Origin of the sequence: Kocuria oxytropis, assembly GCF_040981195.1 — a bacterium.
In the GTDB taxonomy this organism is placed as follows: domain Bacteria; phylum Actinomycetota; class Actinomycetes; order Actinomycetales; family Micrococcaceae; genus Kocuria; species Kocuria oxytropis.
Genome location: NZ_JAVFXA010000008.1, coordinates 42,407 through 64,243, shown reverse-complemented (window position 1 = coordinate 64,243; position 21,837 = coordinate 42,407). Strand labels below are relative to the sequence as shown.

Annotated in this window: 20 protein-coding genes; 12 read left to right on the top strand and 8 right to left on the bottom strand. The window is 73.9% G+C overall.

Going from position 1 to position 21,837, the window contains the following annotated elements:
• Positions 1 to 25: 25 nt before the first annotated feature.
• The 3 genes from QYM41_RS09920 to QYM41_RS09910 all read right to left on the bottom strand — a co-directional run bounded on the left by QYM41_RS09920 (position 26) and on the right by QYM41_RS09910 (position 3,486).
• Positions 26 to 1,429, bottom strand: a complete 1,404-nt coding sequence (locus tag QYM41_RS09920; RefSeq protein WP_368799571.1) for an aspartate ammonia-lyase — start codon at positions 1,427 to 1,429, stop codon at positions 26 to 28.
• Positions 1,430 to 1,484: 55 nt separating this feature from the next.
• On the bottom strand, positions 1,485 to 2,483 hold the full coding sequence (locus tag QYM41_RS09915) for an asparaginase (protein WP_368799570.1): 999 nt from the start codon (positions 2,481 to 2,483) through the stop codon (positions 1,485 to 1,487).
• Between the two features lie 307 nt (positions 2,484 to 2,790).
• Positions 2,791 to 3,486 carry a FadR/GntR family transcriptional regulator gene (locus QYM41_RS09910; RefSeq protein ID WP_368799569.1) on the bottom strand — a complete coding sequence of 232 codons (696 nt, stop codon included), beginning with the start codon at positions 3,484 to 3,486 and terminating at the stop codon, positions 2,791 to 2,793.
• A 327-nt stretch (positions 3,487 to 3,813) separates the two neighbouring features.
• On the opposite strand from QYM41_RS09910, the gene QYM41_RS09905 reads away from it, so the two are divergent.
• Positions 3,814 to 4,596 (top strand): VldE C-terminal domain-containing protein, encoded by a 783-nt coding sequence (locus QYM41_RS09905; protein ID WP_368799568.1) that lies wholly within the window; start codon positions 3,814 to 3,816, stop codon positions 4,594 to 4,596.
• Positions 4,597 to 4,754: 158 nt separating this feature from the next.
• Positions 4,755 to 5,933, top strand: a complete 1,179-nt coding sequence (locus tag QYM41_RS09900; protein WP_368799567.1) for an MFS transporter — start codon at positions 4,755 to 4,757, stop codon at positions 5,931 to 5,933.
• A gap of 15 nt (positions 5,934 to 5,948) precedes the next feature.
• Here QYM41_RS09900 and QYM41_RS09895 read toward each other — a convergent pair whose 3' ends face one another.
• Positions 5,949 to 7,181 (bottom strand): alpha/beta hydrolase family protein, encoded by a 1,233-nt coding sequence (locus tag QYM41_RS09895; protein WP_368799566.1) that lies wholly within the window; start codon positions 7,179 to 7,181, stop codon positions 5,949 to 5,951.
• Positions 7,182 to 7,419: 238 nt separating this feature from the next.
• Between QYM41_RS09895 and QYM41_RS09890 the strand changes: the two genes are divergently transcribed.
• Entirely contained in the window at positions 7,420 to 9,927 is a 2,508-nt protein-coding gene (locus QYM41_RS09890) for a PEP/pyruvate-binding domain-containing protein (protein ID WP_368799565.1), read from the top strand.
• A 63-nt stretch (positions 9,928 to 9,990) separates the two neighbouring features.
• On the opposite strand, the gene QYM41_RS09885 is transcribed toward QYM41_RS09890, so the two are convergent.
• Entirely contained in the window at positions 9,991 to 10,665 is a 675-nt protein-coding gene (locus QYM41_RS09885; protein WP_368799564.1) for a TetR/AcrR family transcriptional regulator, read from the bottom strand.
• Between the two features lie 458 nt (positions 10,666 to 11,123).
• Here QYM41_RS09885 and QYM41_RS09880 point away from each other — a divergent pair, with 458 nt between their 5' ends.
• Positions 11,124 to 11,600 carry a DUF6326 family protein gene (locus QYM41_RS09880; RefSeq protein WP_368799563.1) on the top strand — a complete coding sequence of 159 codons (477 nt, stop codon included), beginning with the start codon at positions 11,124 to 11,126 and terminating at the stop codon, positions 11,598 to 11,600.
• A gap of 22 nt (positions 11,601 to 11,622) precedes the next feature.
• Positions 11,623 to 12,024, top strand: a complete 402-nt coding sequence (locus QYM41_RS17945) for an MmyB family transcriptional regulator (protein ID WP_438612585.1) — start codon at positions 11,623 to 11,625, stop codon at positions 12,022 to 12,024.
• Here QYM41_RS17945 and QYM41_RS09870 read toward each other — a convergent pair.
• Both QYM41_RS09870 and QYM41_RS09865 read right to left on the bottom strand, forming a co-directional pair.
• Entirely contained in the window at positions 11,964 to 12,401 is a 438-nt protein-coding gene (locus QYM41_RS09870) for a VOC family protein (RefSeq protein ID WP_368799561.1), read from the bottom strand. The genes QYM41_RS17945 and QYM41_RS09870 overlap by 61 nt on opposite strands.
• Before the next feature lie 70 nt (positions 12,402 to 12,471).
• Complete coding sequence (locus QYM41_RS09865; protein WP_368799560.1) at positions 12,472 to 13,311, bottom strand: alpha/beta fold hydrolase; 840 nt, start codon at positions 13,309 to 13,311, stop codon at positions 12,472 to 12,474.
• Between the two features lie 489 nt (positions 13,312 to 13,800).
• On the opposite strand from QYM41_RS09865, the gene QYM41_RS09860 reads away from it, so the two are divergent.
• Both QYM41_RS09860 and QYM41_RS09855 read left to right on the top strand, forming a co-directional pair.
• Positions 13,801 to 14,613: a DUF4386 domain-containing protein gene (locus tag QYM41_RS09860; protein ID WP_368799559.1), complete on the top strand. Its 813-nt coding sequence runs from the start codon at positions 13,801 to 13,803 to the stop codon at positions 14,611 to 14,613.
• Entirely contained in the window at positions 14,610 to 15,644 is a 1,035-nt protein-coding gene (locus QYM41_RS09855; protein WP_368799558.1) for an NAD(P)-dependent alcohol dehydrogenase, read from the top strand. The genes QYM41_RS09860 and QYM41_RS09855 overlap by 4 nt, the downstream gene beginning before the upstream one ends.
• Positions 15,645 to 15,682: 38 nt before the next feature.
• Here the strand turns inward: QYM41_RS09855 and yczR are convergent, their stop codons facing one another.
• On the bottom strand, positions 15,683 to 17,101 hold the full coding sequence (yczR, locus tag QYM41_RS09850; RefSeq protein ID WP_368799557.1) for a MocR-like transcription factor YczR: 1,419 nt from the start codon (positions 17,099 to 17,101) through the stop codon (positions 15,683 to 15,685).
• Between the two features lie 61 nt (positions 17,102 to 17,162).
• On the opposite strand from yczR, the gene yczE reads away from it, so the two are divergent.
• The 5 genes from yczE to QYM41_RS09825 all read left to right on the top strand — a co-directional run bounded on the left by yczE (position 17,163) and on the right by QYM41_RS09825 (position 21,740).
• The gene (yczE, locus tag QYM41_RS09845; RefSeq protein WP_368799556.1) at positions 17,163 to 17,807 is read left to right on the top strand and encodes a membrane protein YczE; all 645 of its coding nucleotides are present in this window, start codon (positions 17,163 to 17,165) and stop codon (positions 17,805 to 17,807) included.
• A gap of 729 nt (positions 17,808 to 18,536) precedes the next feature.
• Positions 18,537 to 19,676, top strand: coding sequence for an alcohol dehydrogenase family protein (locus QYM41_RS09840; RefSeq protein WP_368799555.1), 1,140 nt, complete (start codon positions 18,537 to 18,539; stop codon positions 19,674 to 19,676).
• Between the two features lie 150 nt (positions 19,677 to 19,826).
• Positions 19,827 to 20,474, top strand: coding sequence for a dihydrofolate reductase family protein (locus tag QYM41_RS09835; RefSeq protein ID WP_368799554.1), 648 nt, complete (start codon positions 19,827 to 19,829; stop codon positions 20,472 to 20,474).
• Between the two features lie 308 nt (positions 20,475 to 20,782).
• Complete coding sequence (locus QYM41_RS09830) at positions 20,783 to 21,196, top strand: YkvA family protein (RefSeq protein WP_368799553.1); 414 nt, start codon at positions 20,783 to 20,785, stop codon at positions 21,194 to 21,196.
• A gap of 82 nt (positions 21,197 to 21,278) precedes the next feature.
• Positions 21,279 to 21,740, top strand: coding sequence for an SRPBCC family protein (locus tag QYM41_RS09825; RefSeq protein ID WP_368799552.1), 462 nt, complete (start codon positions 21,279 to 21,281; stop codon positions 21,738 to 21,740).
• Positions 21,741 to 21,837 lie beyond the last annotated feature (97 nt).

Here is a 21,837-nt window from a genome sequence, read left to right as displayed (position 1 = left end):
TGGTGGCGGAAGGGCTCGGGGACGGTCAGACGGTGAGGTTGGCGAGGCGCTCGGGGCGCAGGATGCGGGCCAGCTCCTCGGCGCTCAGCAGACCGCGAGCGCGCACCAGCTCCGCCACGCCGGCGCCCGTGGCCAGGGCCTCCCGAGCGATCGCGGTGGCCGTGGCGTAGCCCAGGTGGGGGTTCAGTGCGGTCACCAGGCCGATGGAGTGCTCCACCGAGGCGCGCAGGTGCTCCTCGTTGGCGGTGATCCCGCGCACGCAGCGCTCCGTGAGCGTGGTGCAGGCCGCCCGGAGGTGGGCGACGCTCTTGTGCAGGCTGTGGACGATGATCGGCTCGAAGGCGTTGAGCTGCAGCTGTCCGCTCTCGGCGGCCATGGTGATCGTGACGTCGTTGCCGATGACCTCGTAGGCGACCTGGCTGACGACCTCGGGGATCACCGGGTTGATCTTGCCCGGCATGATCGAGGAGCCGGACTGCACGGCGGGCAGGGTGATCTCGCCCAGTCCCGCACGGGGCCCGGAGGAGAGCAGCCGCAGGTCGTTGCAGATCTTGGACAGCTTCACGGCCACCCGCTTGAGCACCCCGGACAGGTGCACGAAGGACCCGACGTCCTGGGTGGCCTCCACGAGGTCGACGGCGGTGACCAGCGGCAGCCCGGTGACGGCGGCCAGGTGCCGGCAGGCCGCGGCGGCGTAGCCGTCCGGGGCGTTGAGCCCGGTGCCGATCGCCGTGGCCCCGAGGTTGATCTCGTGGACCAGCAGCCCCGCCTCGGCGAGGCGCTGGCGGTCCTCCCGGATCATCACGGCGTAGGTGCCGAACTCCTGGCCCAGGGTCATGGGCACGGCGTCCTGCAGCTGGGTGCGGCCCATCTTCACGACGGTGCGGAACTCGCGGGCCTTCTCCGCGAAGGCGTCCTCCAGCAGCTCCAGGGCCGCCAGGAGCTCCCGCACGCCGGTGATCGTGGCGATCTTCACGGCCGTGGGGTAGGCGTCGTTGGTGGACTGCGACAGGTTGACGTGGTCGTTGGGGTGCAGCCGGGAGTACTCCCCCTTCCCGGCGCCCAGCAGCTCCAGGGCCCGGTTGGCGATCACCTCGTTGGCGTTCATGTTGGAGGACGTGCCGGCGCCGCCCTGGATCACGTCCACGCGGAACTGGTCGTGGAGGCGCCCGTCCAGGATCTCCTGGCAGGCCGCCACGATGGCGTCGGCCCGGTCGGTGTCCAGCAGCCCGAGCTCGTGGTTGGCGCGGGCGGCGGCGAGCTTGACGGCCGCCAGGCCCCGCACCAGGTGCGCGTGGCCGCCGAGGGGGAGGCCGGTGATGGGGAAGTTCTCGACGGCGCGCAGGGTCTGCACGCCCCAGTAGGCGTCGGCGGGGACCTGGCGGTCGCCCAGCAGGTCGTGCTCGGTGCGGACGGCGGGAGCGGTCATGGTTCTCTCGGTTCTCTCGGGTGTCAGGTGGTGGTGGACGTCAGCGGGCGGCGGCTCAGCGGGCGGCGGCGAGGGTCACGGCGTGCAGCGACCCCACGGTGCGGCCCCCGCCGAGGACGGGGACGCGCTCCAGCCCGGCGAGCGCTCCGGGGTCCGCCCCGAGCAGCTCCAGCGCCCGGACGGTGACCGGCATCCGGGCGCGGTCGGCGCCGTCGGCGATCTTCACGGCCAGGCCGCGCCCGTCCGGCAGGCCCACGAGCTGCAGGCCCTCGAAGCCGTCCTTGGCCAGCAGGCCGGGGATCCGGCGCATGAGCTCCGTGACGTCACGCCCCTCTCCGGCCACCTGCTCGGGGTGACCGGTCATGGCGGAGGCGACCCGGGCCTCGGGTGTGGCCGGGGCGGCCGCGGCCAGCCGGGCGAAGGCGGTGGCCATGCCCCGGAGGGTGACGGCGAACAGGGGTGTGCCGCACCCGTCGGTGCTGCGCGGCCCCAGCGGTTCGCCGGTCAGCTCGGCCACGACCTCGGCGATCAGCGCCTGCAGCGGGTGGCCGGGGTCGGTGTAGCCGGTCACGGGCCAGCCGTTGACCCGGCAGGTGGCGACCATGGCCGCGTGCTTGCCGGAGCAGTTCTGGGCCAGGCGTGAGGGCTGCTCGCCGGCGCGCAGGGCGGCGGCACGTTCGGCAGGCCCGTACGGCAGGTCGGGCACGTTCTCGAGGGCGGTCTCGTCCGCACCGTGGCCGGCGAGGATGCGCAGGGCACCGTCCCGGTGGGCGGGTGCCCCGGAGTGGCTGGCCGCGGCCAGGGCCAGCAGGGGCGCGGGCAGCTCGAGTCCGGCGCGGAGCATGGCCACCGCCTGCAGCGGCTTGAGCGAGGAGCGGGGGTAGAACAGGGCCAGGGGGTCGCCCGCCTCGAGCAGGATCCGCCCGGCGGTGTCCGTGGCCACGAACGAGCCGTGGTGGACGCTCTCGACGACGCCGTCGCGGACCTGTTCGGCGACGGGCACGTGCTGCGGGCGGCTGGTGGACAGGGGGGCCCTGAGGGCTGCGGTGGTCATGCCGGGTCCTTGCTGGAAGTGGTCGGGGCGTGCCGGAGGCAGGCGCCGGCGGGCGCCCGCACGGAACGGGAGGACGGTGGAGGAGGCACCCGGAGGCGCCGCGCACTGGGCAGGGGACGGTGGTGGAGGCCCCGGACGGCGTCCGGCACGGAGCGGAGGGCTGACGGGGTCAGGACGAGGGTGGCCCTGGCGGCGTCCGGCACGGAGCCGAGGGCTGGCGGGTCAGGACGAGGGTGGCGCCGGGCGCAGGAACGCCGGTCCCGGCACAGGGCCGGACCTCGGAGCAGTGGCCGGGGCGGCCCCCGGGCTACTCCCCGGTGATGGCGCCGAGGGCACGGCGCACGGCCGCGAGGTGGTCCTGCATGGCGGCTTCGGCCTCGCCGGCCGCGCCGTCCCGGATGGCGTGGACGATGCGCCGGTGCTCCTCGTCCGAGCGCTTCCGGCGGGCCGCCACCATGTTGAGGGTCTCCGACTGGTGGAAGAGCGCCTCGCGGATGTCGGCGATGACCTTCTCGAACACGCGGTTGTGGCTGATCCGGGCGACAGCGGCGTGGAAGCTCGTGTCCAGCTCGACCCAGGCGTGCGGATCGTCCTCGGCCGCCATCGCCGCCACGACGTCCTGCAGGAACTGCACGTCCTCCTCCGTGCGGCGGCGCGCGGCGAGGCCGGTCGCGGGGACCTCGATGTGCGGCCGGGCCTCGTGCAGGTCCCGCGCCGAGTACGCGCCCAGGGCCAGGTCCTCGGCGACCCGTTGGGAGACGACGAAGGTTCCCTTGCCGGTGCGGCTGACGGTCAGGCCGAGGGCCGCGCAGGAGCGCAGCGCCTCGCGGATCACGGACCGGCTCACGCCGTACCCCTGGGCCAGGGCCGCCTCCGAGGGCAGCTTCTCCCCCACGGCGAGGTCCCCGCCCTGGATCTGCGCGAGCAGGTCCTTGAACACGGCTTCCGCCGCGCTGAAGCGCTCCACCGGCTGTCCGGCTGTCCGGCTGTCTGACAGGTTCATGAGTTCAGCATGATACGGATCACATCCACCTGTCAAGAGGTCCCGCCCCGCGGACCGCGGTCCGCTCCCCCGCGGCCCCAGCCCTCCGAGCGGTCCCAGCCCTCCGACACGTGCTGCGCCGTCACGGACCACCCGGACGCCGGGGCGTGCAGGTTCTCGCCAGGTCCGTCTGCTCTGCTGGGACCCAGATCCCCACGCCCCGGACGGAAGCAGGTGCATCGTCGTCAGCAGCATCGCCGTACCCGGCGTCGTCGGACCCACCGTGCCCACCGGAGGTCCCGGCCCCGGGGCCCACGAGCTCGCCGGGCCCGGCACCGGGCCGCTCTCGTGACGGCCACCGGCACTGCGCCCCGGGACAGGCGCCGCCCCTGGCGCTCGCTCCTGACCCTGGTCCTCGTGCTCGGCCTGCTGGCCGGGGCAGCGGTGCTCCTGGGACCCGGCCTGCTCAGCGGCCTGCGCACCGGGGACGGCGGCCTGACCTGGGGCGCGGAGTGCACGGTCGAGACCGCGGACGGTGAGGTCGGGCTCGACCGCGAGGAGGCGAAGCGGGCCACGACCGCGGTGGCGCTCGCCGCCCGCGGGGCGGAGGCCCCGGACACCTCCGGCATCGACGAGGCGGTGCTGCGACGGCTGGCCGAGGGCCCGCCCGAGGACGCCGGCGCGAGCCTGAGCTGCCGGGGCTCCGCCGCCGGCGACCTGCCCGAGGAGCAGCTGACCGGATCCGGCCTGACACCGCGCGCCCAGCGGCTGCGCGAGGCGATGGCCGGGGTGTTCGGCGAGCAGAGCCTGGGCGGGTTCGCTCCCGGCGGCGTCGGCCGGGGGCACGGCGAGGAGTCGACGCACTACGACGGCCGGGCGATCGACGTCTTCTTCCGCCCGGTGACCGAGGAGAACCGGCGCGAGGGGTGGCTGCTGGCCCACTGGCTGGTCGCGCACGCCGAGGACCTGGACGTCCAGTACGTCATCTTCGACGACCGCTACTGGAGCGCCCACAGCTCCCGGGGCCGGTGGCGGGACTACGACGCGCCCGATCCCGGCAACGAGATCCTCCGGCACCTCGACCACGTGCACGTGGACGTGCTGCGCGGCGGTCCTGCCGGACGGTCCTGACCGCGGCGGCACCGGCGCCGGGCATAGGCTGGCAGGACCATGTCGACCACCGCTGCCCTCTCCAGGAGACCACCGGCCGTGCCGCGGGACCGGGGGAACCGCACCACCGCCGTCGCCGTGACCGCCCGGGGGACGGTCGCGGCCACCGGACGCGGCCCGTGCTGACCACACCGGTCTGGCGGGTCCCGGGCATGCCGCTGCTGCTGACCATGACCGTCCTGGGCTTCTCGGGCTACGCCGCCCTGCTGGCGGTGGCGCCCCTCTGGGCGGTGCGCGGCGGCGCGGACTCCGTCGGCGCCGGACTGGTGAACGGCGTGCTCATGCTCTTCACCGTGCTCACGCAGCTGTTCGTGCCCCGGGCGCTGCGCCGCTTCGGCTGGGCCCCGGTCCTCGTGACGGGCATGCTCCTGCTGGGCCTGCCGGCACTGGCGCACGGGCTCAGCGACGCCCTCGCCCCCACCCTGGCACTGTCGGCCGTGCGCGGACTCGGCTTCGGCGTCCTGACCGTGACCGGCAGCGCCCTGGTGGCGGAGCTGGTGGAGCCGCGGCGTCGGGGGCAGGCGATCGGTGCCTACGGCCTGGCGATCGCGGTGCCGCAGGTGCTGTTCCTGTCGGCGGGACCCTGGGTGGCGGAGCGGCTCGGCTTCTGGGTGGTCTTCGCCGTGGCCGCCCTGCCCGCCCTCGCCGCCGTGCCCGCGGTGGGCCTGGCCCGGAGGCTGGACCACGTCCCCGAGGGCGACGACGAGCGGGTCCCCTGGGCGAGCCTCCTGCCGCCGATGGCGCTGCTGATCGGCGCCACCCTGGCCGGTGGCGCGCTCATCACCTTCATGGCCCCGATGAGCAGCAGTGCCGCGCTGACCGCGCTGGCGCTGCTGGTCATGAGCGTCGCCGCCGCGTTCGCGCGCTGGCGGGTCGGCGCGTGGTCGGACCGCCACGGCCCGCAGCGCTTCCTCGCGCCGCTCGTGCTGCTGACCACGGCGGGACTGGCCGTCATCGCCTGGGCCGTGCGCGATCCGCAGGCGACCGTGGCCCCGGCGCTGCTCGCCGGAGCGGCGGTGGTGGGCATCAGCTACGGGGGGCTGCAGAACCTCACCCTCGTGGTCACGTTCCAGGCGGTCAGCCGGCAGCACTACGGACCCGCGAGCGCGGTGTGGAACATCGGCTTCGACGCCGGGACCGGTGCCGGCGCGGTGGTGGTGGGGATGGTCGCGGCGGGCACCTCGTTCAGCACGGCGCTGCTCGTGGCCGGCGGGATCTCGCTGCTGACCCTGCCGCTCGCCCTGGGCCGGGCCGCGCGCCGCACCCGTGCGGGCGGACCGCCGCGGGGAGCAGGGTGACGACCTCCCCGGCGTTCACGGCCGGGGCAACGGACCGGCCCGCGGACCGGGAGGCTCAGCGGCCGCCTCGGCACGGCGCAACCAGGTGGTGAGCACCTCGCAGGCGAGCTCGAGGTTGCCCATCTGGCAGTGCTGATCGGCCTGCTCTGCCCGGGTGAACATCCGGGTGGTGACGCTGCGGGCCCCGGTGAGCGCGCGGGCCTGCGCCCGGGCCAGGGACGGGGGCTGGAAGGCGTCGTGCTCACCGCACATCAGCAGGACGTCCTGGCGCACGCGTTCGCTGCCCAGGTGCCGGGCGTTCATGCCCAGGAACCACTCGGGCACGTCGGCCGGGTCGTCGCTGTCGAGCACGTACAGGACCTGCTCGACCACTGCGCGCAGGGTGGGTGACACCCGGGTGCGGGCGCGCACGCTCCAGCGCATGAAGCGCCGGTGCCGCACCATCGCGCGGACCGGGCCGCGCAGCGCCGGGGGCACCCGGTGCAGCCAGTCGTAGACCGGCGGCCAGGACACGACGGCGTGGATGCGGGACTCGCGCCCTGCCGCCCGCAGCGCCCAGTACCCGCCCATGGAGATGCCGACCAGTGCGGCGCGGTCGAGCCGGAAGTGGTCCAGCACCGCCGCCACCGGCCGTTCCCAGTCGTGGTCGGAGGTGACCCCGTGCACCGTCCGGGCGCCGCCCTGCCCCGGTCCGTCGAAGGCGATCACGTCGAAGCCGGCGGCGGCGATCCGCTGGCAGACGGGGAGGAACTCCTCGATCACGGAGTCGAACCCGCCGTGCAGCAGCACGGTGCCGCGGGTCCGCGCCCCGGTCCCCGGCAGTGCCGGGGCCGGCAGGGCAGAGGCCGGCAGCGCAGAGGCTGGGAGGACATACGCCGGCAGCGCCGCGCCGGCGTAGGGCACCTCGTGGCGGACGAGAGGGGCACCGGCGAACGCCGTGTCGAAGAGCTCGCGGTAGCGGCGATAGCGCTCCGCCTTCTGCGCCGACCGTGGCGGCGTGAAGAACTCCGCGATCCGCGCGTGACCCGCCGCCTGCCGGAGCCGGCCCTCGGCGGCGGACCGCCGCGCCAGGGCCTCGAACAGCGGAGGACAGTCGTCGGTCGAGCGGATCTGCGCCGCGGCGTCGACCAGCTCCTGGCGATCGGCGAAGCCCAGGGCATGGGCCCGGTTGAGCTGGTAGTTGACGAAGTCCCGGCGGTGGAACCGTTCGAAGCCCACCGGCAGGACCACGAGCTCGGAGTCCCCCACACCGACAGCGTACGCCGGGCACGGGCCGTGCGCGGGACCCGTCCGGAGCCGGCCCGCGTCCCGCCCCACCGGGAGCGGCGGGGCCCCGGGACCGTGGGCCCCGCCCGGACCCCGCGGCACGGAGTGGTTGACCTGCCGGTGGCGGGGCCGGATCATCGGCTGGGAACGGGTCAGCGGGCGCCCCGCGGCTCCGCCCGCTCCTCTCCCCGCCGGCTCCCGGGCAGCAGAGAGGCACGTCATGGATCTCATCGACCTGGCCCGCATCACCCCGGGGACGACCGAGCTCGTCGGGGGCAAGGCCGCCGGCCTCGGCGCCCTCATCGCCGCGGGCGAGCGCGTGCCGGACGGGTTCTGCCTGACCACCGAGGCCTACCGCTCGGGCACCGTCCCCGAGCGGGCGCTCCTGGCGGCCTACGAGCGCCTCGGCGGCGGCCGTGTCGCCGTCCGCTCCAGCGCCACGGCCGAGGACCTGCCGGACGCCAGCTTCGCCGGCCAGCAGGACACCGTCCTCGACGTCGAGGGCGAGCACGCCCTGCTCGAGGCCGTCCGGCGGTGCTGGGCCTCCGTGCACAGCGAGCGCGCCGTCGCCTACCGGGCCGGGCAGGGGCTGGATGCCGGGGACCCGGCGATGGCGGTCGTCGTCCAGCGCATGATCACCCCGACCGCCGCCGGGGTGATGTTCACGACCAACCCGCTGACCGGCACCCGCACGGAGACCGTCGTCGACGCGGTCCCGGGGCTGGGCACCGGGGTCGTGGACGGCAGCACGGAGACCGACCACTACGTCCTGACCGGGCACGAGCCGCTCCCCGGAGCCCAGGCGCACGGCTGCCTCTCCCCCGCCCGGCTCCGCGAGCTCCACCGCACCGGCCAGCGGGTGCAGCGCGCCCTCGGCGGCCCGCAGGACGTCGAGTTCGCCTACGACACGGACGGCACCCTGTGGCTGCTGCAGTCCCGCCCCATCACCACGCTCTTCCCGCTCCCCCGCGGGACGGACCCGGTGCACGGCGACCCGCGGATCTACCTGGAGGTCGGCCACATGCAGGGCCTGCGGCGCCCGGTGACCCCCATGGGCGTGTCCGTGCTCCGGGAGACGACCCGCCGCTGGCTGCAGATCATCGGCGTGGACCACGTCCTGGTCGACCGGTTCCTCGTCGACATCGGCGGCCGGCTGTTCGTGGACCTCACCGGCTTCGTGCGCAGCCCGCGGCTGCACTCCGGCGTCCCCGAGATGGTGCAGGTCTACGGTCCCGCCGTCGCGCGGGGCGTGCGGCGCGTCCTGGACGATCCCCGCTACGCGCCCCGTCCCGCCGGTCCGGGGCAGCGGGCGTTCTCCGTCCGTGCGACCGCACGGCTGCTCCTCGCCGTCGTGCCCGCCTCGCTGCTCGGCGCGCTGCGGGCCCTGGCGCGGCCCGCGGCCGCCCGCGAGCGGGCGTTCCGCGAACTCGAACGGGTCCGCCGGCAGCCCCGGAACGAGCCGGCGGACCCGGCGAGCCGGATCCGGTCCGCCTCCGGCCTGCAGGACGCGACCATGACCGGCCCGATGATGCGCTCACTGCCGCCGCTGTGGGCAGCGCTCCTCGCCCAGGGGGTCGCCGGCCGGCTGCTGCGCGGCGTCCTGCAGCCCGGCGAGCTGAACGCGACCCTGCGCGGGATGCCCCACAACGTCACCACCCGCATGGATCTGGAGCTCTGGTCCGTGGCCGAGGCCGGCCGGCCGCACCGCGAGCTGCTGACCGGCACCGCCCCGGACGAGCTCGCCGCGCGCTTCTCGCGCGGCGAGCTGCCCGAGTTCGGCCTGACGGCGTTCCTGGCGGAGTACGGGATCCGCGGCAGCGCCGAGATCGACGTGGGCGCCCCCCGGTGGGCCGACGACCCCACGCCCGTGTTCGCAGCCCTGGCCGGGTACCTGCAGGTGACCGACCCGGAGCAGGCCCCGCCGGCCCGGTTCGCCCGCGCCGCGGGCGAGGCCGAGGCCGCGCTGGCGGAGCTCGTCGACCGGGCGAGTCGCACCCGCCCGCTGCGGGCCCGCGTGGCCGGCGCCATGCTGCGCCGCAGCCGGGAGCTGGCCGGGCTGCGCGAGCTGCCCAAGTTCCTCTGGCTCAGCCCGCTGGCCGAGGTGCGGCGGCAGCTGCTCACGGCGGGGGCCGAGCTCACGGAGCGCGGTCTGCTGGAGCAGCCGGAGGACGTCATGTTCCTGACCCTGGACGAGGCCCTCGACGTCGCGCACGGCGCGGACCTGCGCGCGGCGGTGGACGGCCGGCGGCGGGAGCACCGCCGCGAGGCACGGCGGCGGCAGGTCCCGGGACTGCTGCTGTCCGACGGCACGAACCCCATGGCCCTGCCCGACGACACCGTGGCCGAGCACGGGCCGGACGTCCTGGTCGGTCAGCCCGCGGCCACCGGGGTCGCGACCGGGCCGGTGCGGATCGTCCACCACCCGTCCGAGGCGCGGTTGCAGCCCGGGGACATCCTCGTGGCCCCGACCACCGACCCGGGCTGGACCCCGCTGTTCCTGACCCTCGGCGGGCTCGTCACGGAGACCGGCTCCACGATCGCCCACGGCCCGACCGTGGCCCGCGAGTACGGCATCCCGGCCGTCATCTGCGTGCCCGACGCCACCACCCGGCTGACCGAGGGGCAGGTGGTGACCGTCGACGGCGCCACGGGGCTGATCCGGATCCACGGCACGGACGACGACGCGCAGCGCCCGGACGTGCAGGGACCCCCAGGGCCCCGGGCCTGAGGACCCGGCGGTCACGGATCGGAGCTGCGGTGCGGAGGGCAGCGCGACCGTCCGTGAGCGACGCTATGCGGAGGCTCTCAGGGACTCGAGGGCGGCCAGGACGAGGTCGAGTCCGAAGACGAACTCCTCCGCCGGGTCGTAGCGGGCAGCGACAAGCGCCGCGGCGGACTCGTGGAGGTAGGGGAACTCGTCGGGTGGGAGCTGGGGCAGGAAGACGTCCTCGGCCATGTCCGCGAGCTCGTCGGCGGTGTCGAACGGCAAACTGGCTTCCTGCAGGGCGAACCCGTAGACATAGCTGTCGAGCAGCCAGTTGGCGTGCGTCGCCATCAGGACCGGGAAGCCGGCCCTCCGCAGGCACGCGGTGACCGCTTCGTGGTGGCGGAGGTTCGCGGGCCCCGGCGAGGTCCGCGACACCATCAGGCCGTTCGCCCACGGGTGGCGTGCGAGAGCCTGCCGGGTGGACACCGCCCGCCGTCGCATCGCCGACTGCCAGTCGGACTCTGCGGGCGGGACCTCGATCTCCTCGAACACGACGTCGACCATGGCGTCCAGCAGCTCCTCCTTGCTCGCCACGTAGTGGTAGAGCGACATCGCGCCCGCGCCGAGCGCGCGGGCCAGCCGGCGCATGCTCAGCCCGTCGACCCCCTCGCGGTCGGCGAGCCGGACCGCCTCGTCCACCACCCGCTGCTTGCTCAGCCCCGCGTCCGACGCGACCTGCCGTTGTTCCCTCGCAGACACGGTCCTCCTCGACTGTCGAATCTCCTCGCCCTGTGGGACTGCTTGACAACCGTACAGCGTACGCTCATAGTACAGCGTACGACGTACAGTGTACGAACCGGCAGGAGTTCCGGCTCGGACGAGAGGAGGCTTCGGTGGGCACCAACCAGCGAGCGCATGCCGGAGCGGGCCAGGGACCCGGCGTGCCGGGCGGCGCAGGCTGCTTCGCCGGCCGGATCGCCACGGCGCACGGCGCCGCGATGAGGGGTGGGTGCAGGTCACACCCGTCAGCGACCGCCCCCACCCCCGCGACGCAGTGGCCGACGCCCTCCGCCGCGTCGCGGCCGGCCCCACCCCGAGGAAAGGTCGTGATCACCGTCTGACGAGCGGACCGACGAGAACGACCCCACCCGTGCGCAGGCACGCCCAGACCGGCCGCCACTCCGGCGGACGGACCGCTCCTCTCGAAGGACGCAGCGATGACCATCCGAACGACCACCCCGAACCTGCTCGACAACCCGCCGATCCCCGTGCAGGCCAAGCTCGCGGCCGCATGGACCAGCTTCATGTTCTTCTACATCTACGTGGACTACTTCCACCTCTACCAGCCCGGCAGCATCGACCAGATCCGGGGTGGTGACATCTACGTCTTCGACATCAGCGGGACACTGTTGACCGTTTTCGTCGTGGTCATCGGGATCCCGGCCCTGATGGTGTGGCTCTCCATGACGCTGCCCGCCCGGGTGAACCGCGCCACGAACCTCGTCGTCGCCTCGCTCTACATCCCCGTCACGGTGTTCAACGCGGCCTCGACGAACTGGGAGTGGGCCCCCTTCTACGGCCTTTCCATCGGGCTCGAGGTGCTGCTCCTGGCCTTCGTCCTGCGCTCCGCCTGGACATGGCCCCGAACCAAGGCCGTCCCGGCCGGTTCCGCGACGACGGGCCTTCGCCTGTAGGTGTCCGTCGACGCGCCGGCGACTGCCCTGCAGCTCGACGACGCCGAACGGGCGCACCCCGAACCAGGCCCGGTTCCAGTTCCTCGATCCCGCTTCCCACGACTTCCACCCCGACGGGGAACTGTTCGCAGAGATGTGCGTGGCGGTCATGTGCGCCGAGGCGGGACGCGACCCGCACCACCGCAGGCTGCAGGACCTCGTCGGGGAGCTGTCCACCCGCAACGAGACCTGCCGGCGCCTGTGGGCGGCCCACAAGGTGCCGACGATCACCGCCGAACCCGGCTCCGCCCCGGCGGGCTCCCGTCACCTGCCGGGCTCGCCGGCGTTCCACGGGGAGGCGGTCACGCGTCCGCCGAGCCGCCGTCAGCTCTTCGTCAGGTCCTCGGCGAGCATCACGATGATGCCGCTGGGACCGCGGACATAGGCGAGCTTGTAGGCGTCCTGGTAGTTGGCCACGCCGCGCAGCGGGTGGCAGCCGTGCCGCGCGGCGATCCCGAGGGACTCGTCGATGTCGTCCACCGAGAAGGCCACGCGGTGCATGCCGATCTCGTGGGGGCGTGTGGGCTCCGTCTCGATCGCCTCGGGGTGGAGGTACTCGAAGAGCTCGAGGCGCCCGGTGCCGTCCGGTGTCTGGAGCATGGCGATCCTGGCATGGTTGCCGTCGAGGCCGACGGCGGTGTCCGCCCACTCCCCGCTGACCGTGTCCCGGCCCAGGACGGTCAGCCCGAGGTCGGTGAAGAAGGCGATGGCTTCCTCGAGATCACGGACGGCGATGCCGACGTTCTCGAACTTGATGGGCATGCAGTGCATGGTACCGAGCCGCGGCCCTCCCTCCACCCCGCGCGTCGTCACGTTCCGGTCGACGGAACGCCTATCGCACCTCCCCGTGCGCGGGATCGGCCGCGGGACGGTCGGCGGGGGCGCCGGGCGGCCGGATCCCCGCCGGGTGTCCGGGGCGGCGCCGCAGCGGTGCGAGGGTCTCCGGGGTGTCCGGGGCGTGGAAGTCGGTGATCAGCCGCGCGCACAGCCCCGGCTTCTCGACCAGCACCCCGTGGGAGGCGTGCGGGACCACGGCCAGCTCCCCGCGGGGCAGGGCCCGGTACATGGCCACGGCGTGCTCGAGGCGCACTTCGTCGTCGTCCCCGAGCAGCACGAGCACGGGGATGTCCAGGCGCGCGAGATCAGCGGCCGTGAAGACCGGTTCCGCCGCGTGCATCCGGTCCAGCTCGGCCACGACCTGCGCGTAGTGCTCGCGGCCGTGGGGAGAGACCTCCGCGTAGGCATCGGCCATGACCTCGGGCACCTGCGCTGCGCCCTCGAGGACCCCGGACTCCCATCCGTCGCGGTGGTGGACCCCGGCGACCAGCACGAGGTCCCGGATCAGATCGGGCCGCATCATCGCCACCGTCAGGGCGATCACGGCCCCGTCGCTGTAGCCCAGCAGGTGCACCGGGGGCCGGGTCTGCTGCTCCAGGAAGGCGATGGTGTCCTCGGCCATCACCGCGTAGGAGAGCGGTCCGCCCGGGTCGGCGGTGTGCCCGTGGGCGCGCTGGTCAGGAGTGAGCACCCGGTACCGGTCGGGCAGTTCCCGGACCAGCGGCTCGAGGGCCCGGGAGTCGGCGCCTCCGGGGTGCAGCAGCACGAAGGGGTCTCCGGCGCCGCGGGCGTGGAACCACAGCGTGGCCGCGGGGCCGGTCGTCTCGTCGCTCATGACCTCAGTATCCTCACGGCCGAGCAGCACCGCAGCCGGACCCGTCGGCCGCGACACCGTTGCCGATCCCCCGGCGGTGGAGGTGCGCCGCGGCAACCCCTCGCCGGAGGGTCAGGACGGGATGCGCAGGCCGGCACGTCTGAGGGCCTCCGGGGACTCGCAACGGCCGGGGCAGCACGCTTCATAAAGGGCCCCGTCCGGTGCGGGGACGGCCGGCAGGCGGATCATGAGGAGTCAGAGGGAGCCGTCGCACCGGCAGCGGAGACCCAGCGACCGCCCCGGCGAGGTGATGACGGAGAGCACCCGGCCGAGCCCGGACCGTCGCCGTCGGGGCCGGCCCTCCGGACCGGCCCCGGAAGCGGCGGAGCACCACAGATCGACCTGGTCGCCCGGGGCCGCCGGCGACTCCCACGACGACGGGTCCGGAAGATGTCGATGCGGTGCACCGGCGGACCACGATGCCGAAGTCTCAGAGAAAGCCGCCCGGCCATGACCGACCCCACGACCTCCCCTCGCCTCCGCCGGGTCACCGGAGGACTGTTCCTCCTCGGGGCCCTCGCCTTCGCCGTCGCGGCCACCGTGCTGTCGAGCACCTTCGACTGGCCCGACATCCTGCGGGAGCCACCGGAGGTGGTCCTGCCGGCCGTCCACGCGGGCGGCCCGGGCCTGGTGTGGATCTGGTTCGCCACCGCCTGGACCTACGGCGTCCTGGCGGTGCCGATCCTGTTGCTGCCGGCCGTCCTGGAGCGCCAGGGGGATCCGGTGCTCCGGGCGGCCACCTGGATCGGAGCGGCCTCGGTGGTGCTGTCGGTGATCGGGTTCCTGCGCTGGGTGTTCGTCGTCCCGCCCCTGGCCGCGGCCCACGCCGCAGGCGACCCCGCCGCCCGGGCCGCGGTGGAGGCCGCCTGGACGGCCCAGCACCAGTTCGGCGGGGCCCTGCTGGGCGAACACCTGGGCCAAGTCCTCGTCCTGGGGTGGTCGATCACGTTCAGCACCCTCATCCTGTACCGCCGGGTCCTGCCGGCCTGGCTCGGGGTGACCGGGCTGGTGGTCAGTGGGATCTACCTGCTCAACCAGGGCGAGGTCCTGGCCACCGCCGTCCCCGGCTTCCCCGTCTGGGAGCCGGCCGGGCTGATCGGCAGCACCGGCTGGGTCCTGTGGGTGGCCGCCCTCGGCGTCACCCTGCTGCGGCGGCCGGCCGGCCAGGAGACACCTCACCGGGGACGCCTCTCCATGCACCCGCCCCGGCAGGTTCCTGCCGGGCACCGACCGGACACTCTCCGGGAAGGAACACCGTCATGACAGCTGAAGGACCCCACACCGTGGAGGACCAGGACGCCACCCCTCCCGCACCGGGGAGCACGATGCGCGCGGTGGTACGAGAGCGGTACGGCCCGGCCGAGACGCTGCACCTGGCGCAGGTTCCGGTGCCCGTCCCGGGGGCGAAGGAGGTGCTGCTGCGCGTGCACGCCGCGGGCCTGGACCGCGGCACATGGCACCTGATGACGGGACGGCCCTACCTGCTGCGCCTGGGCTTCGGGCTGCGGGCACCGAGGAACCCGGTGGCCGGGATGGAGGTCGCCGGCACGGTCGCCGCCTTCGGCTCCGCCGTCACCGGGTTCACGGTCGAGCAGGAGGTGTACGGGATCGCCCGCGGCTCCTTCGCCGAGTACGCCGTGGCCCGGGCGGCCCAGCTCGCCCCCGCACCGGGGAATCTGACCGCTGCCCAGGCGGCGGTGGTGCCGATCTCGGCGGTCACCGCCCTGCACGCCCTGTGCCGGGCCGGGCACCTGCACGCAGGGCAGAAGGTCCTGATCACCGGGGCCTCCGGCGGAGTCGGGTCCTACGCCGTGCAACTGGCCAAGGCACTCGACGCCGAGGTCACCGCGGTCACCAGCACCGGCACCGTGGAGCACGTCCTCTCCCTGGGTGCCGACCACGTCGTCGACCGCACCGGCGAGGACTTCGCCGACGGCACCCACCACTACGACCTCGTCCTGGACCTGGCCGGCAATCCGCCGCTGTCCCGGCTGCGCCGGGCCCTGACCCCGGCCGGTACGGCCGTGCTCGTCGGCGGCGAGGACGGTGACCGCCTCACCGGAGGCATGGGACGCAGCCTGCGCGCCCTAGTCCTCTCCCCGTTCATCCGCCAGCGGTTCACGAACCTCGTCTCCACCACGCGCAGCGGTGATCTGCACCGGCTCACCGAACTCATCGAGGCAGGACAGGTGGTGCCACCCCTCGAGCGGGTCTATCCCCTGGAACGAGCCGCGGAGGCCATGCGCCGTCTCGACGCCGGAACGGTGCGCGGCAAGATCGCCCTCACCGTCTGACGCCCCCGGGGGACGACGGGGACGACCCTCCGATGGTCCTAGTAGACGAGGGCCGGTGCGGCGTCCGTGCTGACGGTGCGGCCGGGTATCACCGAGTGCCACGACTGCGCGAGGATGTCCACGGCCCGGCGGGTGTCCTCTGCCGGATAGCTGAAGGGCAGGCGGAGGAAGCGTTCGAACACGCCTCCCATCCCGAACCGGGGTCCGGCTCCCAGCAGGAGACCGCCGTCGCGGGCTGCCAGGGCCAGCTGGGAGCTGACCGGCTGCCCGATGTTCACCCAGGTGCACAGGCCTCCCGAAACGTGGGGGACGTCCCAGGTCGGAAGGTGCTCCCGGAGCAGGGCCTCGAGGTGGTCGCGTCCCCGGGTGAGCTGCAGCGCCCGGAAGCTCAGCAGCTCCTCGTAGGTGCTCAGCATCTCCAGGCCGATGAGCTGCTCCAGGATGGGTGTCCCGAGGTCGTTGGCGTAGCGGGCCTGTTCGAGCCGGCGGATCGTCTCCGTGTCCGCGCGGATCCAGCCGATCCGCAGTCCTCCCCAGACCGTCTTGTTCAGGGAGCCGATGAGGACGGCGGGGCCGTAGGCGGCCAGCGGGAGTTCCGCCGCGCCGTCGATCCGCAGCTCAGCCATGGTCTCGTCGGCGACCACCACGGATCCGTGGCGGGCGGCCACCGTCATGAGCTGCTCACGCTGGTGCCCCGGCATGACGGCACCGGTGGGGTTGTGGAAGTCGGGCATCACGTACGCCAGGGCCGGGCGGGTCCGTTGGAACGCCTGCTCCAGCCCGTCGCCGTCCCACCCCTGCCGGGCGTCCACGGCCACGGGCACGAGGCGGCGTCCCGCGGACCTCAGCGCCTCGTAGGCATGCGGGTAGCTCGGGGCCTCCACCAGTGCCGTGTCGCTGCGGCGCAGCAGGGTTCTCGCCACCAGGGAGATGGCGTGCTGGGCGCCGAGGGTGACCATGATCTGCCCGGGCTCGGTCGGCACCCCCCGGCCGGTGTAGCGCTCGGCCAGGGCCTGCCGGAGGCGCGGCAGCCCGATCGGGTCGAAGCCGTGGCCGTTCAGGTACGCCGGGAGCTCCTGCGCGGCCCGCGCGACGGCCTCCCCGATCTGTGGTGCGGCCGGAAGAGCGGCCTTGCTCAGATCCAGGGTGACCGCGGCGGGCCCGTCGTCGTCCGCAGGGGTGGTGCCGCGCCCGGGCATGACGACGACGCTGCCCGAGCCACGGGTGCTGTGGAGGTAACCGGCCGTGCGCAGGCGCGTGTAGGCGGCGGCGACCGTGGTGCGGCTGAGACCGAGCTCGGCAGCCAGTTCGCGCTCGGCCGGCAGCCTCGTGCCGAGAGGGACCCGCCCGTCGAGGGCGAGGAGGCGAATCCGGTCAGCGAGGGCTTCGTAGGCGGGACCTCCGGCACGCCAGGCACCGAGGTCGACGGCGAGCCGCCGCGCTGAGAGGACCATCATCAGTCCACCATGCCACGATTGGCATCTTGTTGCCAGGCCAATCGGCGGATGGACTGGTCCCATGACCTTTCTCGGCGCCTGGCGCGGCACGCAACTGCTGATCGGCCTGTTCCTCTACGGGTTCGCCCTGGCCATGATGATCCGGGCGACCCTCGGTGTTGCTCCGTGGGACGTCCTGAGCCAGGGCTCCTCCCTGCAGACGGGTGTCCCGTTCGGTTTGATGACCAACCTCGTCGGCGTGGTCGTGCTGCTGCTCTGGATCCCGCTGCGGCAGAGGCCCGGCATCGGCACGGTGCTCAACGTGCTGCTCGTCGGTCCCAGCGCGGAGGTCGGCCTGGCGGTGGTCGGGGAGCCCGAGGCGCTGTGGGCGCGGATCCTGCTGTTCTCCGGCGGTCTCCTCCTCCTCGCCGTGGCCAGTGGCCTCTACATCGGGGCGCGGCTGGGTCCGGGCCCTCGCGACGGCCTGATGACCGGGCTGCACGAGCGCTTCGGCCTCCCCGTCTGGTTCGTGCGCACGGCCATCGAGGGCACCGTGCTGCTGCTCGGCTGGCTCCTCGGTGGCTCGGCCGGGGTGGGCACCGTGGCCTTCGCGCTGCTCATCGGCCCGCTCGTCAACCTGACGCTGCCGATCTTCCGCGTGCCCGAACGCCGGAGCACCCCGGTGCCAGCCCCGCCCGCCCGGCCCGTCATCGAGTCCGCTCCCTGACGCCGCCGGGCGGCCCCGGCCGCCGAAGGAGACTCCCCTGGCCACCCCCGACCACCTCCACCGGGCCGGCCCCCTGCCGGCCCGGTGGAGGAGCGCCGGCCAGCAACAACGGGCTCGAGGCCACGGACGACAGGGGCGCCCGATCGACGTGGACACGGATCGTCGGGCGCCCTCCCCCGGCGCATGACGATCGCGGCGTCGCCCGTGCTCACGGGGGCGGAACCGTTGCAGGACATCGCCGTGCGCTTCGGCTGTGCCTCGGCCGACGCCTTCAGCAGAGCCTTCCGTGCCGTGCACGGAGCAGGCCCCGCAGAAGCCCGGCGCTCGGGAGCGGTGCTGCGCCCCCGCCCCCGTTGCGCTTCTCCCTCTCGGTGGAAGGAACATCCCCGATGGACTACCGGCTCCAGGACGAGGAAGCGTTCACGCTCGTGGGGCGGCGGCGCAGGATGCCGCTGGTCCACCACGGCCCGAACCCGGCGATGGAGCGATTCCGCGACGAGCTGGGCCTGACGGTGCTCAGGGACGTCAGCGCTCTCTCCACGAGGTCTCCCCGGGGCGTGCCGGCCGTGAGCACGGACGTCGCCGAGGGCCGGGCGGACGGCAGCACCGTCGAGGTCTGGTTCGCGGCGGCCGGCGATCGCACCCGTGGACCGACGGTCGGCCCGTCCCGGGCACACCGCGGCCATCGGGTCTGTGGCGCTCCTGGCCCCGGTGGCCCAGGATGGGGTCATGGCCACGCTGTCCTCCCGCTCCGCGGGACGTGCTCCCGACCCGACCATGGTCGCGGTCGTCACCACCGGGGTCGGCGGCTACGACCGGCTCGTGCTGTCCCGTGTGCCGGTCCCCGTGCCGGGTGAGGGCGAGGTGCTCGTCCGGGTCCTGGCGGCCGGGATGAACAACACCGAGATCAACACCCGGCTCGGGTGGTACTCCTCCTCCGTGACGGCAGGCACCGACAGCACCTCGGGGGACCTCGCCGGGGACCTCCCGGTGCGGCCGGACGGGGGCTGGAACGCGGCCACACCGTTCCCCCTGATCCAGGGCGCGGACTGCTGCGGCCGGATCGTCGCCGTCGGCCCCGGCGGGGACGAGTCCGTGCTCGGGGAGCGGGTGCTGATCCGGCCCTGCATGCGCACCCGGGGCTTCTCCTCGTGGGACACCGCCTGGCTGGGCTCCGACGTCGACGGGGCCTTCGCCCAGTTCGTCGCCGTTCCCGCCCACGAAGCGTTCCCGGTCCGCTCCGCCTGGAGCAATGCGGAGCTCGCCACCATCCCGTGCGCCTACGGAACGGCGGAGAACATGGTCGGGCGCGCCGGGATCACCACCGGGACCCGGGTCCTGGTGACCGGCGCCTCCGGTGGGGTCGGATCGGCCGTGGTGCAACTCGCCAAACGACGCGGAGCCCACGTCATCGGCGCGGCCGGAGAGGCCAAGCAGGACCGGGTCCGCGCCCTGGGCGCCGACGAGGTCATCGGGCGCCATGAGCCACCGACCCTGCTGGAAGCGCGGAGCGTGGACGTGGTGATCGACAACGTGGCGGGCCCCGGCTTCGCAGCGCTGCTCCGCCTCCTCGTACGGGGTGGGCGGTATGTCTCCTCCGGGGCCATCGGCGGTCCCCTGGTGGAGCTCGACATGCGCACCCTCTACCTGAACGACCTCACCCTCGTCGGGTGCACGGCCTGGGACGAGCAGGTCTTCCCCGACCTCGTCTCCTGCATCGAGCGCGAGGAGATCCGGCCGCTCCTGGCCAAGGTCTTCCCGCTCGACCGGATCGCGACCGCACAACAGGAATTCCTCGAGAAGACGCACGTCGGCAACTTCGTCCTGGTCCCACCCGACCCCGATGCCGTGCCCGCCGGACAGGGCTGACGCGGGGGCACGGCCACCTGGGGGTCTGCCGGGTCATCGGCCACGGCGGGCCGACGGTCCGACGGTCAGCAGATCGCCTGGGGAGCCGACCGGCGCACCGGGCGGCCGGCCTGACCACCACACCCCGAGCCGAGCAGACGGAGCGAGCAGATGTCACGGACCCGGATTCACAACCTCTCCATCTCGCTGGACGGTTTCGCGACCGGCCAGGGCCAAGCGCCCGACGCGCCCATGGGCCACGCCGGGCAACGGCTGCACGAGTGGATGATCGCCACCCGCTTCGGCGCCCCGATCCTGGGCCGCACGGGCGGCACCGCCGGCGTCGACGACGCCTTCGCCCAGCAGCACGAGCCGGGCATCGGCGCCGAGATCATGGGCGCGGGCAAGTTCGGCCCGCCGGGCTGGCAGGACGACGCCGGCTGGACGGGGTGGTGGGGCCCGAACCCCCCGTTCCACACGCCGGCCTTCGTACTGACCCACCGCCCGCGGCCCTCGATCGAGATGGAGGGCGGCACCACCTTCCACTTCCTCGACGCCGCACCGGCCGAGGCGCTGGCGATCGCCCGGGAGGCGGCCGGCGGACGCGACGTACGCATCGGGGGTGGTCCGACCGTCGTGCGCCACTTCCTCGCCGCCGGCCTGGTCGATCACCTGCACCTGGTCCAGGTGCCGATCGTGCTGGGCCGGGGCGTGCGGGTGTGGGACGGCCTGGAGGCGCTGGAGGCGGACTACGACATCGAGGTCGTCTCCGCCCCCAGCGGGGTCACCCACCTGACCTTCGACCGGAAGACCTCGTGACCGGAGCCGCAGGGCGCACGTGGTGACACCACCGCAGCGGGGCCGCTCGTGCGACGTGGTGCCAAAGGACGAGGGCGCAGGTGGTGTCGCCTCACCTTCCGAAGTGATCTGTGGTCATGGGGGCTGACCGCCGGACGCCGGAGCGGACGGGAGCCAGGTCGGCGCGGTCGGGCCGGAGACGCCAACGGGTATGGTCAGGAGCGTCGGGATCGTGCTGGAAGGACAGCACGGAGCTGCCCCCGAGACCGACCTCGCCCGGTATTCAGCCGGCAACGCACGCCCGGAGCGATGGGATGGAACGGAGTGACATGCCGTCGTGGTGGAGCTCGACCTGGCCGACCCTGGCGGGGGTCCTCGGAGCCCTGGTGCTGCTGTGGCTGATCCTCCTCCTGGTGCTCTGGAGGGCCGCCCCGAACGAGACCGGGCTGCGCGACGCCCTGCGGCTGCTGCCGGACGTGCTCCGGCTGATCAGGCGACTGGCCGGTGACCGTTCACTTCCCCGAGGCGTGCGCGTGATGCTGCTTCTCCTGCTCGCCTACCTGGCGCTGCCCGTGGATCTGGTCCCGGACTTCATCCCCGTCCTGGGATACGCCGATGACGTGATCGTCGTCCTGCTCGTGCTGCGTTCCGTGGTCCGCACGGCCGGCCCCGAGGCACTGCAGCGGCACTGGCCCGGCACCCCGGACGGTCTGGCCGCCGTCCGGCGCCTCCTGGGGACCTGACCGGGGGCGGTGGGCACGAGCGGAGTCCTCGTGCCCACCGACCCCTGGAGCAGCTCGTGCGCCAGGATCCTATGCTGGGCGCATGGCACGCACCGACACCGCTTCCCGCGTGATCCCTGCCTCTCCCGAGCGCGTCTACGCCGCGCTGATCGACCCGCACGCGCTCACCACATGGATGCCCCCGGAGGGCATGAGCGGTCGCTTCGAGCATTTCGACGCCCGGCCGGGCGGGTCCTACCGGATGGTCCTCACCTACACGGACGCGTCGGGAGCACCGGGGAAGACCACGGACGCCTCCGACGTCGTGGACGCACACTTCGTGGAGCTCGTCCCCGATGAGCGCATCGTGCTGGCGGGGGACTTCGTCTCCGACGACCCGGCCTATGCCGGCTCCATGACCATGACGTGGGAGCTCACCGGGGTCGAGGGCGGCACCCGCGTGGAGATCCGCGCCGAGAATGTCCCGGACGGCATTTCCGCCGAGGACCATGCGGCCGGATTCGCCTCCTCGCTGGCGAACCTGGCCGGTTACCTGCAGTCCTGACCTGTCCACCGCGTGTGCTCGCCGGCCCCGTGGTGCCGGCCGGCCACGCTGTCCGGCCGGCCGGCAGCGCATCCTCGACGTCCTCGACCACCCCCTG